The organism is Zhenhengia sp., from assembly GCF_046966505.1.
GTDB classification, from domain to species: Bacteria; Bacillota; Clostridia; order Lachnospirales; family Cellulosilyticaceae; genus Zhenhengia; species Zhenhengia yiwuensis.
Genome location: NZ_JBKVCH010000006.1, coordinates 136,129 through 151,820 on the forward strand (window position 1 = coordinate 136,129; position 15,692 = coordinate 151,820).

Sequence of the window (15,692 nt, forward strand, 5' to 3'; positions counted from 1 at the left end):
ATAAGGGGCAGGGTATTATAGGGGAGTCTATAGTACCCTGCTTTTTTAATAAAAGCACATGTTTGGTAGTATTTTTAATTGATAAAGATTATAGTATAATAAGAGTGCATAAGTTTACAGGCAGAATATAGAGGTGGGAGAATGGATATTGCAGTAATTGGACTGAGTCATGATACAGCACCAGTTCATATTAGGGAAAAAGTAAGTTTTTCAGATTCAAAGAAAATAGAAATTATAGACGCACTTCTTGAGAAGGAACCCTTAGAGTGTATTATTTTATCTACATGTAATCGCAGTGAAATTTATGTAGCAGCAAACCATATTGATAAGGCTAAAGAAGAAGTGATTCGTTTACTTACAACTATTTTAGGGGATGAAGCTGAAAAATATTTATATGTGAATACAGGAGATGTGGCAGCTGTTCATGTATTTGAAGTAGCAGCTGGACTTAAATCTATAGTATTAGGTGAAGATCAGATTTTGGGACAAGTAAGAGATGCACATACTTTTTCTATGGAAATTGGTGCAAGTGGTAAGGTACTTAATAAGCTTTTTAGAGAAGCTGTAACTTGTGGAAAACTGATTAGAAGCCAACTTAAAATATCTGAATATCCTCTATCCATTAGCTATATTGGCATTAAGTTTTTAAAAGAGCAAGTGGGTACCTTAAAAGGAAAGAAAATTTTAGTTTTAGGTGCTGGGAAGATGAGTAAACTGGCTCTTAAATACTTGGCATTAGAAGAACCTAGCATTGTCTATATTGCAAACCGTACTTTTTGTAAGGCGAGTGATTTAGCAGCAGATCTAGAATGTGGTATACCAGTAGGGTTTGATAAACGCTATGAGCTTTTAGAAGAGGTTGATGTAGTTATTACATCAACGGCATCCCCGCATCTTGTACTTATGAAAGACCAGATGCCACAACTTCACAAGCCTCTTGTAATATTAGATATAGCTATGCCACGTGATGTAGAAAGTACAGTAGGTAAACTAGGGCATGTAGAGCTATTTGATGTAGACGATCTGCAAGATATATCAGATAAAAATAGTGCTAAACGTGAAGAACTTGCAAAAGAAGCAAAGAGCATGACAGATTCCTCAGTAGTGGAGTTTATGACTTGGCTTAAAATGACTAAAGTAGACCCTACTATTAGGTCTTTAAATGCTAAATGTCAAGAGATTCATGAAGACAGCATGCATTATATACAAAATAAACTAGAGCTTACGCCTAGGGAATATAAGATTATTGATAAAATGATGATGGCTTCCTTAAAGCGTCTTATTAGAGAGCCTGTTAAGGCACTTAAAGAAATGGATGATGAAGGGAAGCAAGAGGCCTATAGGAAGGTACTTGAGGAGCTTTTTGAATTGTAGGGGGTGTGGGAGCGTAGACGGTTCGATGGTGCTTCTTCCACCTACTGGTTTCTGATTTCAGAGAAATTCTACTTGCTATAACAGAGATAACGGCTTAAACTCGCTAACGCTCAAACAGTAAGCCTAAGAACATCTCAGCTATAGCTACGTGAATTTCTTAGCTGAAAGCGCCAAAGGTAGGTTACAGAAGCGCCATCTTCTCTATCTACGCATTCCATAATCTTCAGGAGGGAGTAAAATAAAATTGCCCTCATGAAAGCTTGGTTGCATTAAGTAGATAATCTAGTGTAGATGTAAGTATGGAGGTTATAAGTAATAAGTGTCAATCTATAGGAATAGAGTGAATATAAAACAGCGTAATAGAGTAAGATGAGAAATAAATAACATATAAGATGAGCTTAAAGAGGACGGTGAAGAATATGAAAGTTGTTGTGGGTACGAGAGGAAGTAAGCTTGCGCTTACTCAAACTGAATGGGTTGTAAATCAGCTTAGAGGTTGTAATCCAGAGGTAGAGTTTGAGATTAAAATTATTAAAACAAAGGGTGATTTAATTCAAAATGTGCCCCTTGATAAAATTGGAGATAAGGGCCTTTTTGTAAAAGAAATAGAACAGCAGCTTTTAGATGGGGAAATTGACCTTGCAATCCATAGTATGAAGGATATGCCAAGTGAAGTATGCCCAGGGCTTGCTTTTACTTATACACCGGTTAGAGAGGATGCAAGAGACGTACTCGTTCTTAAACATCCTATTAAGTCTTTAGAAGAATTGCCACAAGGAGCAACCATTGGGACTGGCAGTAAGAGACGTAAATATCAGCTTTTAAATGCAAGACCTGACTTAAACATTGTGCCAATTCGTGGAAACATTGATACACGTATTAGTAAGATTGAGACAGAAAACTTAGATGGGGTTGTACTGGCTGCAGCAGGCATTAAGCGTATTGGAAGAGAAGAAGAGATAGGTTACTATATTCCAGTAGAAATAGTCCTTCCAGCGCCAGCACAAGGTGCATTAGCTATTGAGATTCGTGAAAATGATGAGAAAATCTATGATCTTATTAGACCAATAGAGGATAGATTAAGTCAAATGCAGATTGAAGCAGAACGTGCTTTCTTAGATGGTGTAGAAGGTAGCTGTCATTTACCTATTGGAGCTTATGCTGAGCTTGAAGAAGAGCGTATGAAACTTACATGCCTTTTAGGAGATGAAGAAGGTGTTAAAATGGTAAAAGAAATACTTTATAGAGCATGTACAACTGTGGAAGAAGCAAGAAACTTAGGTTATGAAGCCGCTAAAGTTATTTTAGAAAAATTACAGGCATAAAAGGAGCAGACGCATGAGTGGAAAAGTTTATTTAGTAGGGGCGGGCCCTGGCGATTATAAATTATTAACATTAAAAGCATTAGACTGTATTAAAGAGGCAGAGGTTATTGTCTATGATAGACTGGCGAACCCACAGTATTTAGAATTAGCTAGACCAGATGCAGAGCTTATTTATGTAGGGAAGGCTTCTAGTAATCATACAATGACACAAGACGAGATCAATGAAGTGTTAGCTATAAAAGCTAAAGAGGGTAAAGTTGTAACACGTCTTAAAGGGGGAGACCCATATGTATTTGGACGTGGTGGTGAGGAAGGAGAATACTTACTTGAAAGAAATATTGCCTTTGAAGTGGTGCCAGGTATTACTTCAGCTATTGGAGGGCTTTGCTATGCAGGGATTCCTATTACACATAGAGACTATACACCTTCTTTTCACGTTGTAACAGGACATCTTAAGGATGAGACAAATGATACGATTAACTGGAATGCTCTTGCTGCAATGAATGGCACGATTGTATTCCTTATGGGACTTAGCAACCTTCATAAAATTTGTACCAACCTGATGACAGAAGGTATGAATCCTAATACGCCAGCAGCGGTTATTAACTGGGCAACAAGACCCAATCAAAAAGTAGCGACAGGTACACTTGTGACGCTTGAAGAAGAAGTGAAAAAGGCTGGTCTTACTTCACCAAGTCTTATTGTAGTAGGTGAGGTGGTAAGACTTCGTGAGAAACTTAACTTCTTTGAAAATCGCCCATTATTTGGACAAAATATTATGGTGACACGTTCACGTACCCAAAGCAGTGACTTAAAAGCAAAACTCATTGAACTTGGTGCTAATGTATTTGAGGTTCCAACGATTGAAATTCAGCCAAGACAAGGTGAGGAAATTGATGCGAAGCTTCAAACTTTAAAAGACTATAGCTATATTGTATTTGGTAGTCAAAATGCAGTAAGTTTATTCTTCGAAAGACTTTACGCACTAGGGAAAGATGCCAGAAGTCTTGGAGAGGCTAAAGTAGTAGCGGTAGGTAGTGCAACAGCTAAAAGCCTTGCAACTTATGGGATTAGGCCAGACTTTATGCCAGAGCGTTTTACACAAGAAAGCATTGCAGAGCTTCTTGAAGATAAGCTGACAAAAGAAGATAAAGTACTTATAGCACAAGGGAACTTAGCACGTGATGTACTTTATACAAAAATTAATGAAATTTGTGAAGTTGAAACTTTATTGCTTTATGATACAGTACTTAATGAAAGCTCAAAAGTGCGTTTAAAACAGCTCTTAAATAGTGAAAGAGTAGATAGGATTACCTTTACAAGTTCTTCTACAGCTAAAAACCTTATGGCGCTTTTAGATGAAGAAGATAAGGAAAAGGTAAAAGCTATAAAGTGCATTTCTATAGGTGAGATTACAAGTAAGGCCATGAGGGATTTAGGACTTACAGTTTATAAAGAAGCTCATCCATTTACTGTTGAAGGATTAATTAACTGTTTATGTGAATAATAAATTAAAGAGAAAGAGGGCCTCTAAGATGATTAAAAGACCAAGAAGATTACGTCATAATTTAGCGATGCGTGAAATGGTAAGAGAAACAACACTTGAAAGAAGAAATCTTGTATATCCACTCTTTGTTGTAGAGGGAGAAAATATCAAAGAAGAAATCTCATCTTTAAAAGGAATTTTTCATTTTTCTTTAGACCGTTTAGAAGAAGAAATTAAAGAACTTGTTAACCTGGGTATTCAATATGTGATTTTATTTGGGATACCAAATGAGAAAGATGCTTTTGGTAAAGAAGCTTATAGTGAAACAGGTATTGTACAAGAAGCTATTCGTAAAGTAAAAGAAATTGCACCAGATATGTACGTGATTACAGATGTATGTATGTGTCAATATACAGATCATGGACATTGCGGTATTTTAAATAAAGAAGGATATGTTCAAAATGATGTGACACTTACATACTTAGCACGTATTGCTGTAAGTCATGCAAAAGCAGGTGCTGATATGGTAGCGCCATCTGATATGATGGATGGTAGAGTAGCGGCTATTCGTACAGCTCTTGATGAAAATGGTTTTATGAATGTGCCTATTATGGCGTATAGTGCAAAATATGCATCCAACTTCTATGGTCCATTTAGAGCAGCAGCACATTCAACACCAGCTTTTGGAGACCGTAAAACTTACCAGATGGATATTGCCAATACAGATGAAGCGTTAAGAGAAGTAGAACTTGACCTTGAGGAAGGTGCAGATATTGTCATGGTGAAACCAGCACTTTCTTATTTAGATATTATAAGACGTGTAAAAGATAACTTTAATGCACCAATTGCTGCCTACAATGTAAGCGGTGAATATGCTATGGTTAAAATGGCTGTTGAAAATGGTCTTTTAGATGAGAAGGCTATTTATGAAAGTGTGCTTTCTATTAAGAGAGCAGGAGCGGATATTATTATTACTTATTTTGCGAAGGAACTTTGCAAGTGGATTTAAAGAGATAGGTGTAGGGTTGATTGAATCTTATTAGAGTGTGAATAGAGGTAAAAATTTTCTCTAGAAATGAAAATAGGGAAAGTGGAGAGTATAATGTAAGATAAATGAAAAAAATTAGGTATTGCGGAGGATATGATTATGGAACATAAGCGTTCACAGGCGATTTATGAGGAAGCTGTTAAGTATATACCGGGTGGGGTAAATAGCCCTGTTCGTGCATTTAAATCTGTTGGGATAGATCCTATCTTTATTGATAGAGCTCATGGTAGTCATATTTGGGATGTGGATGGTAATGAGTATATTGACTTTATATGTTCATGGGGGCCGCTGATTTTAGGTCATAGCAATGAAAGGATTACCGAGGGCATCTCAGAAATGATTGCAAAGGGAACCAGCTACGGGGTGCCTACACAAATAGAAGTTGAGATGGCTAAACTTATTGTAGAGGCTTATAAAGGTGTAGATCAAGTGCGTATGGTAAACTCTGGTACAGAGGCAACCATGAGTGCACTACGTGTAGCTAGAGGCTATACAGGTAGAAACAAGATTCTTAAATTTGAAGGTTGCTATCATGGTCATTCAGATGCATTACTTGTAAAATCAGGCTCAGGTACTATCACATATGGCGTACCTACAAGTCCAGGTGTGCCAGCAGATGTTGTAAAGCATACACTTGTTACACCTTATAATGACATAGAAGCTTTAGAAGAAATCTTTAAAACACAAGGAGAAGAAATTGCAGCAGTTATTGTAGAACCTATCGGTGGGAACATGGGTGTTGTACCAGCCAAGAAGGACTTCTTACTTGCACTTCGTGAAATCACTAAAAAATATGGTACTGTATTAATATTTGATGAAGTTATTACAGGATTTAGAATTGCTTATGGCAGTAGTCGTGAGTACTTTGATATTGAGCCAGATATGGTATGCTTTGGTAAAATTATCGGTGGTGGGCTTCCAGTAGGGGCCTATGCAGGTAGAAAAGAAATTATGGATATGGTTTCTCCAGTAGGACCAGTCTACCAAGCAGGTACATTGTCAGGTAACCCACTTGCTATGTATATTGGTAAAAAGCAGCTAGAAGTACTGCGTGATAACCCACAAATTTACAAGGAATTGGAAGAAAAAGCAATTTACCTTGAAACAGGTATTAAAGCACATCTTAAAGAACTTGAACTTAACTACCATGTAGCAAGAGCGGGTTCACTTGTATGTCTGTTCTTTACAGATCAGGTAGTACGTAATTACCAAGATGCTATGACTTGTGATATAGAACGTTTCAATAAATATTTTAAGGCACTTCTTGAAGAAGGTGTGCTTATTGGACCAGCTCAGTTTGAGGCTATGTTCTTAAGTACAGCACATACAAAAGAAGATTTAGATAAAGCATTAGAAGCAATGGGGAAAGCTCTTCGAATAGCACATCAATAAGAATATAAAAGCGTCTACTTTGATTACAGTAGGCGCTTTTATAATTTGAAACTCTTTTCATCATGGTATCTAAGGATTATAAGATAGTTATAGCAGGTATGGAAAACGAATAGGATGAGCCTCGGACATTTTATAAAAGATTAGTACAGATAGTAAGTGTTATTCATTTTAAGGAGTTATAAATATCCATTCATCATTTGTATCATCATTTTCATAAGTCCATTGGATAATCTTAGCGTTATCTGCTGTGGAGGCATCTTTAACACATAGAGCTTTGCCGCTTAGTGCAGATATAATACGAAAATAGCCATTATCTGTTGGAACAAGATACCAACGTTGATTGGAACTTCCGTGATAGGTATATTGCGTAATGGAAGTTCCATTGGAGGTTACTCCAGAATCAGCGGTTAGATCTACACATTTGTTACTTAATACATTTTGAATAAAGTAAGTATTATCAGGATTTTTTGTTAAATTCCATTTTTCGTTGTCACCACCACTGTAAGTAGATTGTGTAAGCTGTGTTGCATCATTAAGAGAATTTTCAGGGACATTTAATACTTTACCACTATGCCTATTTACAATTTTGTATGTCCCATTATCAGGAATTCCAGAAAAGTCGCTGTAATAGTATGTTCTTACGTAATCTACAAGAAACTCGCTAGGTAGATAGGCCTGAGCAGGAGCGCCAAGATGGCCTTCCAAGCTAAGTACCATATGACGGGATAGTTCCACAAAGGAATCGTAGGAGGATGTTTTTTCCCAGACCAGCTGCCTATCAAAGTAAAAGCGCATTTTTCCATTTCTGCGTTCCAAGCCATAGGTATGGTAATCCTTACTGATATCAGATACGCCAGTATTCCAATTATTTTTTCCAAGTTGTAAATGAATATTTGGACTTTGTTTCCAAATGTGAATGGTGCTGGTCATTTTTGAAAAATTAAAGGTTTCCATAATATCAATCTCTGGATTTGGATTTAAAGCAGAAGTTAAGGGTGAGGATTGAAGCCAGATGGCACTAAGAACATTTGCCTTACTGTCTAATACTTTTGCACGTACTTCTACATAGCTGTCTGTTCCTGGTACATCAAACTTTGATTCAACAGAGCCAATGGTATAGGCTTTGCCATTATAGTTTTCCTTTTTAGCAGTTAAAACGAGATTGCCGGCGGAAACAGATACATTTTCCGAATTAAATGCAAGATCAGAACTAGTATCGTACCAGATTCCATTAGTCCATTTAGAAGTATCCAGTTCTGTTCCTTCAAACTCATCCGATGAGGTTTCTAATAAAGTCCAATGGCTTTCTTCAACAGGTTTAGCTGTAGTTGTTAGTGTAAATACTGGACAACTAAGGAGTATACCAATACTGGTTAAAATTGTAGTACACTTCCCAATAAGATGCCTCTGTCTTCTTGTAATTATCATAAAAATCCTCCTTTTATTTAAAAAATATTATTTTTAACATGCTATGGAAACCTTGTAACACAATATCCCTCGCTTGATTGGTGTAAAAGAGAAGGAGGAAATCAGAGATTTTATTCTTTTACACCAGAGGCAATAATACTTTGTTTGAGTTGTCTGGAAAATAGGATAGACAATAGGATAACAGGTGTAATGGTTACGATAGATAATCCCATCAAGGCATTTTGTTTGGTACCCATATTATTAGAGATGTTATAAAGTGCAACATTTAAGGTCCACAAATTTTGATCTTCTGTAACCATCCATGCCCAGAAGAAATCGTTCCAGTTACCGATAAAAGTTTGTAGTGCAATGAGTGAAATAATAGGCTTTGATAGTGGCATACAGATCTTTGTATAGAGATATAGGTTTGAAGCACCATCTAGTGATGCAGCTTCAAAGTAGCTAGATGGTATCTTATCAAAAAAGCCTTTATAGAGATATACATAGAATCCGTAAGGGTACAGGAATGGTAGCAACAAAGCAGTATAGTTGTTATAAGCACCCATTTTTTGATACATGATTAATTGTGGAAGCATGATACTTGCAAAGGGAATCATCATTGCACCCATAAAGAATAGGAGAACAAAGTTTCCTGCTTTTCTAGAAAGAAGGCGGCTAATGACAAAAGCACAGATAGAACAAAGTATTACTTGTGCTATCATAGCAAAACCAATGACGATGATACTATTTATTACGAATGTCATAAATCCATATTTTGCAATATGTTCACTTTCTGGATAAATATAAGATGGCATTTGGAGATAATATTTAAAGCTTTCCAGGTTAAGGATATTTTTTATTTTATTCCCCACACTCACTAAAGATCCATTTAGAGGATATTTTTCTGAAAGGATATGGGAAACATCGTTAAAAAAGTTATTTTCAAGCCCAGTAGGTACTGAGAGGGGGAGGCCATTTGTATCAAATGTATAGCCAATGGATTCACAGGCACGTTTGTATCGATCTCCATGAAGAAGTACATTACTTTTTATTGCAGAACTTGCGTAGATACCGTAGTCACGCTCCATTTGTAGTTTCATCTGGTGTGCCCTGGAATGGAAGACGGTTTTGCCCTTATATGTCCCATATACATGAATTTCCATAATGGAGCTGTCTGCAAGCTTATAATTAATACCAAACATGGTTGATATATTATCCTGCATCATCACATCCCTCATCTCTTCCTCATTCATGAAATTCAAGTCAGAATAATCAAGGACTACAGAAATACTATTAGCAGCATCTGGTAGAAGTTTCGGTGGAATATCATAGATTTTAGCATTATCTTTCATAGAGCTTGAAAATGCAAAAATTAAAGGATACAACATCAAGGCAGCAAACAAGAGGGAGAAGAAAACAGCACAGAATTTTAGAAGGCGTTCTGAGAAATCATATTTTATTTTATTCTTATTCATCATTATGCTCCTATTCTTTTTCAGTTTTTTCAAAATGCATTTGTATTAGAGTAAGAATCCCAATTACCAGTAAAAGAATAATAGAGGCTGCAGAACCTCTTCCGTAATTCAAATCTTGGTTAAATGCATTAAAGATAAAAATTCCTTGAGTAGTAGAGGCACCACTTGGACCGCCAGAAGCATACATGTATGGTGCATCTAAGAACTGCATAGTAGTAATGACACACATAATTGCCTGAATAGAAATCATAAAGGAGATATTTGGAAGAATAATGTGGATGATCTTACTAAAACCAGTACATCCATCTAAAGCAGCTGATTCTAGAATATCGCTGGAAATTCCCTGAATAGCGGATAAGTAAAGTAGGACTGTAAGCCCCCCACCAAGAACGCCGGGGAAGATAATACAGAATTTTACTAGGTTGGGATCACTTAACCATGCTTGTGGCTGGCAGCCAAAGAAGTTTAGAATTTGATTAGCGATACCGTATTCTGGGTGCCAAATCCATTTCCATATAATTACGTTAACAGAAGTAGGAATTAATGCAGGAAGTATGTATAAGGTTGTCAGACACTTCTGTAACTTTATGAGTTCATTTAATAAGAGTGCTTGTATGAGAGGAATGAAAAAACACATGGAAAGCTGTAACGCCAAGAAAACAAAGGAATTTTTCCATGCTTCCCAATAATACTGCATCTGGAACATACCGATATAATTTTCCAGACCTACAAATTTCCCAGGTGGATTAATGGGATCATATTTAAAGAGAGAAATATAAAAAGCATTAAAAATTGGATAATACTTTAACCATATAGTACAAGCCATTGGTACAGCCAGAATACACCAAGGAGCTAGACGTCGTCTAAGTGTGGGACTGGATGAGCTTATTTTAAATATGTCTTGCTTCATAAGAAAGAACCTCCTATATTCACAAAATGATAATTCAATATGAAATTGATACTACCTTTAGTATAAGGAGAATTATATTTTTGAAAAATAATAAAAATATACATATAAGTTAAAAAAATTAACTTATATCAAAATTTAAAATATGGGTGTTAAAAAATATGATATTTTAACACAAAATTGTTAATTTTAATTTATTATAAAAAAATGAATTATCTAATATAATAAATATATCTTAAGAAATAGGCTTAATTCAACATGGAGAGCAGAGCTATTTTGAATAATGAGGAGGGCAAAGATGAAAAGAAAAGTATTGGCAACAGTATTAAGTTTGTGCATGACTACAAGTTTATTAGCAGGATGTGGAAATGGTGGAGCTGAAACTGTAGACCCTACTATTCCTACAGAACAAAATACTACAGAACAGAATAATCCAGAAGAAGTAGTAGACTCAGAGAAACAGGAACATGAGCCAGTAGAGTTAACATTATGGGTTACAAGTCGTAATGCAGATGACTGGTCTACAGATATGGAGAAGCAGTTTTTAGAAGAACATCCTTGGATTACTTTAAACAAGGTGGTTAAGGAAGGGGATCCAGGAAATGAATTTTATCAGGCAGTAGCGGCAGGAAATGCACCTGATTTAATTAGAGTTTCATTTACTATGATGAATTCTTATATGGCATCTAATATTTTGGAGCCACTTAACCGCTACGTAGAAAACTGGGATGAATGGGAAAATTATACGCAAGAATATGTAGATATGTTTACTGTTGATGGAAATATTTATGGTGTACCAAGCTCAGTATCACCTATGTTATTTGGTTATAATAAAGCGTTATTTGAAGAGGCAGGTATAAGTGAGCCACCAAAGACTTGGGATGAGGCACTAGAAGCTGCAAAATTAATTAATAATCCAGATAATCAGATTACTGGTTATGCAACTTTAGCAGCAGAATGGACAGAATGGTTTTTCCAATACTATGTATGGCAGGCAGGCGGAGATTTGACGCAAGAAAAAGAAGATGGAACGGTAGAACTTACTTTTACAGATCCAGCTGTTATACAAGCTGCAAAATACTATCAGAAGTTACGCAGTGAGGGTGTATTACAGAGTGATTTGACTTTGAAATTTAGTGATCTGGTAACAAACTTTGGTCTTGGGAAAATAGGTATGATGCCATTTGCTGGTGATTGGGTATCAGAAGCAATTGCAAATGGTATTGATCCAGATGATATTGGCTTATGCTTACCACCAGCTGGGCCTTCAGGTGATCAGACAATAGCAATTGCAGGTGACACTTTTGTTATTAATGCAAAGACTGATCAGGCGAAAAAAGATGCAGCATGGGAGTATATCAGCTTCTATAGTAGTAAAGCATATCATTCATCTTACTTTGAAAATCTTGCAACAAAAGGTGCTCCAAACCCTGTTATCATACCACGAGATGATATCAGTGTGACAGACTTCTATGAGTTCCCAGAAGAATATAAAGAAGTTCTAGATGCTGCAAAATCTGTTGGACGTTTGGAGTTTTACGGAAAGGCAGATTTTGGTTCTTATGTAGATCGTGCTGTTCAGAAAATTTTAGTGAATCCTAATGCCGATCCAGAAAAAGAATTTAGTGAGGCACAAGCTCTTTGTGAAAAAGAGGTACTTGAGTCATTTAATGAGGCACATAAAAAATAGCATAATAAATACAAAAACAAGAAGTGTGTGAGAATATTCCCATACTTCTTGTTTTTTGCATTTTATGATACAATAAAGTCATAAACAAATGATAGAGACTGGGGGAACATGGGATATCAATGAATCTATGGCATGGTACTATCAATGTAAAGGAAAAGTGGAATGATAAAGTTATAAGTTTGCTTAGAAAAGTATCAATATTTCGCAGACTAAATTTAGCATTCATGTTACTCTTAATAACTGCTACTGTTTTTTTAACTTTTTTTAGCTTTTATAAGTACTACTTTGAAATAAAAAAAAATACAAACCAGTATATTTCAGTACTTGCACAGAATGTTTCAATGAAAATAGAAGACATTTTGCAAGAATATGAAGAAATTGCATTGACTTTTTATGATGATCCCAAAATCATTACAGCATTAAAAGAGAACAGAATGCTTAGAAATGATAAAAGAGCTGCATCTCAAGAGCTTTATGAGAAGAATTCTAGTTCTATCGAAAGTAAGTTATATGGCATAAAGAGTGCCCAAAAGTATATCGTAAATATACAATTTGTCTCACCAGAGCAACAGTATTACATGACTGAACCTAATGGTTACCGAAGGGGAGGGTCAATTAGGGACTTAGATGAATTTTACAAATCTGATTTTTATAAAGTGCCTCAAGAAAAAAAAGGATACCCTGTTTGGTTTGATACATCTAAACAGACTGCTACATTTTATAAAAATGAGCAGAGTATCTATGGGCTTGCTAATATTATGACTTTATGTGTAGGTATATATTCTCCAATTAATAGGGAGTTTCTTGGCGTTTTAGTACTTAATATTGATTTAAATGCTTTTTCAGATGCTTTGGAAGGGTATGGGTATTATGAGAGCGGCAATACATTTCTGATTGGTGAGGAAGGGGTATTGATGTGGTTTAATCCTAGTATTTCGGCACCATCTTTTCCAAAAGATGATGAGCTTTTTAAGAGCATGCAACAACAAGGCAAGGGAGTTATTCAGAAAGAAATCGGTGGGAGTCAGGTGGTGTTGGCATATGATGCCATTGATAATACCAAGATTTTTGCAGCACATATTGTAGATATGGAGGTTCTACTGAAAGGGACTTATCAGACCAGAAATCTCTGTATTGTAGTATTACTAGGAACTGTGATTGCTTGCTTGATTATCTCCTATTATGTTACTAAAAGCATATCCGATCCCATTGGAGGATTGGTGAACATTATGCAGAAGGCTGGAAATGGGAGGTGGGAGGAGCGTTATCATAACTCAGGGAATGATGAGATAGCCATTTTAGGAGACAAATTTAATGAGATGGCAGACAAAACAAATCAATTGATCGAGCAGGTTTACATTTCTGAAATAAGAAGGCAGGAAATTTTGCTAAATTGGAAGAATGCTAAATTGGATGCTCTTTTGATGCAGATTAATCCCCATTTTTTATACAATACGTTAGACATTATTAGATGGGAGGCGATGTATGAAGCCAATGGTGAAAGTACAGTTACCCAGATGATTGAAAAGTTTAGCCAGCTTTGCAGAATGGGGATGAGAGCGGGGGGCAAGACCATTACCTTGAAGGAAGGCATTGAGCATGCACAGATCTATCTCGATGTCATTAATTTTAGGCATAACGACAAAATACTGCTAAAAAAAGATATAAGAATAGATACGGAAGCAATATATATCCCACAGTTTATGTTACAACCTATTATGGAAAATGCAGTCATACATGCATTTGGAGATGCAAGCAAAGGGTATAAGATTGAAATTAGTGCGATTATTCAGGAGGATGTACTTTTAATTCAAGTAGAAGATAATGGGAAAGGTATGACACAGGATGAAAAGCAGCAGCTTGAAACAGTAATTGACCAGCCAACTTCAGGAGAAGACAGTATTGGATTAGGTAACGTAAATCGGAGAATACGCCTGTTTTATGGAGATGATTATGGCATTAAGATAAACAGTCAATGCGGAGAGGGGACAAACATACAGATAGAACTTCCAGTAAGAAGGCAATCGGAAGATATGGAAAAGGTATGGGGAGGAGCTACGAAAAATGGCATATAAAGTATTGATTGTAGATGATGAAGAAATTGTGTGTAGGGGGATGGCACAGTTCGTAAAATGGCAGGAACATGATTTTGAAGTGGTAGGTACAGCTTACAATGTAGATGATGCAATGGTTTTACTAAATCAGCTTACTATTGATGTGGTTTTTATGGATATTCGTATGCCGGGAAAAACAGGGTTGGATTTGCTACAAATGATACAGAAGAGATTTCCAAATATAAAATCTATCATACTAAGTGGTTTTAGTGAGTTTTCATATGCAAGAGAAGCGATGAGATATGGAGCAGTTGATTATTTAAATAAACCTGTGAATTTAAAAGAGATAGAAGAATTGTTAAAACGTCTAAAAGTGATGTTTATGGAGGAAAAAAAAGAGCAAGAGATTCGTGCAAACCGCGTGGAAGCCTTATTGTTGTCGGCGGCAAAGGGATATGCAAAAGTAGAACAGGAGAAATATGAGCTTCCCGTATTCAAGCGCTGGTATGGAATTGCACTAGGATTGTTGGATAGAGCATTTTCAGAACAGGAAATAAAAGAAAAAAAGCAGGAAATGCGTTTGGAGATTGGGCAGATAGTTCCGGGAGCCTACATATTAGATAGTCATGTATATGGAGTTTTTGCAATTATTCCATACAAAGAGGAGTCAGAAGTTGAAAATTTTATCAATATGATAACACAGATTTGCAGTATGAACAGAGAGTGGATTTGTGGAGTAAGTAAAACGAAAAATGGTATTGAAAATTTAAGAGAAGCATATCAAGAAGCTGAACGTGCACTGAATTATCAAAAAGCTGGTGAGAGAAGAGGTTTAGTTTGCTATAAAAATATAGAGCCCTTATTTTCACAGAATACACCAGAGGTACAGGATGTCATTTCAAGAGTGATGTGTATGCTTACAAACCCGGAGAAGAGAAATGATGCTCCAAAGAAACTTGAGAATGACCTTAGACTTATCTGGAATCAGGGATTTACCATTATGCAGTTTCAAACAATCTGTATTCAATATTTAATTGAATTAAATAGTTTTCATCAAGGCCTGAAAATAAAAAATGTAGATTTACATAGACAACTGAATCAGACATTGAGGGAGATATTACTTAGTAATGATTTTGAAGCAACAATCGTATGCATGATAGATCATATAAAGAATTTGGTGAACCAATTGAATGAGGCTGATGAACAGCAGTTGGGCAAGGGGGTAATAAAAGAGATACAATTGTTTATTCTTACACACTATGGGGAGAATATTACCTTAAATATGCTTGCTGAGCAGTTTTACCTACATCCTAATTATTTAAGCCGCTTTTTTAAAGAGAAAACAGGTAAAAATTTTATAGAATATCTAACAGAAGTAAGAATGGAGAAAGTAAAGGAATTGTTAGTAAATACAGATAATAAAGTAGTAGATATTAGTCTTATGGTCGGTTATGATAATCCCAGATATTTTAGCAAGGTATTTAAACAGTTTACTGGTATGACACCAAGTGAATATAGAGAAAAGTTATGATAA

General features: G+C 35.9%; 11 protein-coding genes. 8 read left to right on the forward strand and 3 right to left on the reverse strand.

Annotated features, from left to right (window positions below; all coding sequences use genetic code 11):
- Positions 1–141 precede the first annotated feature (141 nt).
- The 5 genes from hemA to hemL all read left to right on the forward strand — a co-directional run bounded on the left by hemA (position 142) and on the right by hemL (position 6,625).
- Positions 142–1,374, forward strand: coding sequence for a glutamyl-tRNA reductase (gene hemA, locus ACLTBU_RS08855; protein WP_177671435.1), 1,233 nt, complete (start codon positions 142–144; stop codon positions 1,372–1,374).
- A 419-nt stretch (positions 1,375–1,793) separates the two neighbouring features.
- The gene (hemC, locus tag ACLTBU_RS08860; RefSeq protein ID WP_177671434.1) at positions 1,794–2,699 is read left to right on the forward strand and encodes a hydroxymethylbilane synthase; all 906 of its coding nucleotides are present in this window, start codon (positions 1,794–1,796) and stop codon (positions 2,697–2,699) included.
- A gap of 13 nt (positions 2,700–2,712) precedes the next feature.
- Positions 2,713–4,206, forward strand: coding sequence for a uroporphyrinogen-III C-methyltransferase (cobA, locus tag ACLTBU_RS08865; protein ID WP_412218585.1), 1,494 nt, complete (start codon positions 2,713–2,715; stop codon positions 4,204–4,206).
- 31 nt (positions 4,207–4,237) lie between these two features.
- A complete protein-coding gene (gene hemB, locus ACLTBU_RS08870; RefSeq protein ID WP_412218615.1) occupies positions 4,238–5,194 on the forward strand; it encodes a porphobilinogen synthase in 957 nt (318 codons plus the stop codon).
- Positions 5,195–5,332: 138 nt separating this feature from the next.
- Positions 5,333–6,625 (forward strand): glutamate-1-semialdehyde 2,1-aminomutase, encoded by a 1,293-nt coding sequence (hemL, locus tag ACLTBU_RS08875; protein ID WP_412218586.1) that lies wholly within the window; start codon positions 5,333–5,335, stop codon positions 6,623–6,625.
- Between the two features lie 168 nt (positions 6,626–6,793).
- Here the strand turns inward: hemL and ACLTBU_RS08880 are convergent, their stop codons facing one another.
- From ACLTBU_RS08880 to ACLTBU_RS08890, 3 genes are all read right to left on the reverse strand, one after another.
- Positions 6,794–8,053, reverse strand: coding sequence for an RICIN domain-containing protein (locus tag ACLTBU_RS08880; RefSeq protein ID WP_412218588.1), 1,260 nt, complete (start codon positions 8,051–8,053; stop codon positions 6,794–6,796).
- Between the two features lie 110 nt (positions 8,054–8,163).
- A complete protein-coding gene (locus ACLTBU_RS08885; RefSeq protein WP_412218590.1) occupies positions 8,164–9,507 on the reverse strand; it encodes a carbohydrate ABC transporter permease in 1,344 nt (447 codons plus the stop codon).
- 10 nt (positions 9,508–9,517) lie between these two features.
- Positions 9,518–10,417: a carbohydrate ABC transporter permease gene (locus tag ACLTBU_RS08890; protein WP_177671429.1), complete on the reverse strand. Its 900-nt coding sequence runs from the start codon at positions 10,415–10,417 to the stop codon at positions 9,518–9,520.
- Between the two features lie 295 nt (positions 10,418–10,712).
- On the opposite strand from ACLTBU_RS08890, the gene ACLTBU_RS08895 reads away from it, so the two are divergent.
- The 3 genes from ACLTBU_RS08895 (at position 10,713) to ACLTBU_RS08905 (ending at position 15,689) form a co-directional block, all read left to right on the forward strand.
- Positions 10,713–12,104 carry an extracellular solute-binding protein gene (locus ACLTBU_RS08895; RefSeq protein ID WP_177671428.1) on the forward strand — a complete coding sequence of 464 codons (1,392 nt, stop codon included), beginning with the start codon at positions 10,713–10,715 and terminating at the stop codon, positions 12,102–12,104.
- A gap of 224 nt (positions 12,105–12,328) precedes the next feature.
- On the forward strand, positions 12,329–14,179 hold the full coding sequence (locus ACLTBU_RS08900; protein WP_412218617.1) for a sensor histidine kinase: 1,851 nt from the start codon (positions 12,329–12,331) through the stop codon (positions 14,177–14,179).
- On the forward strand, positions 14,169–15,689 hold the full coding sequence (locus ACLTBU_RS08905; RefSeq protein ID WP_412218592.1) for a response regulator: 1,521 nt from the start codon (positions 14,169–14,171) through the stop codon (positions 15,687–15,689). Before ACLTBU_RS08900 ends, ACLTBU_RS08905 begins: the two co-directional genes overlap by 11 nt.
- Positions 15,690–15,692: the final 3 nt, after the last annotated feature.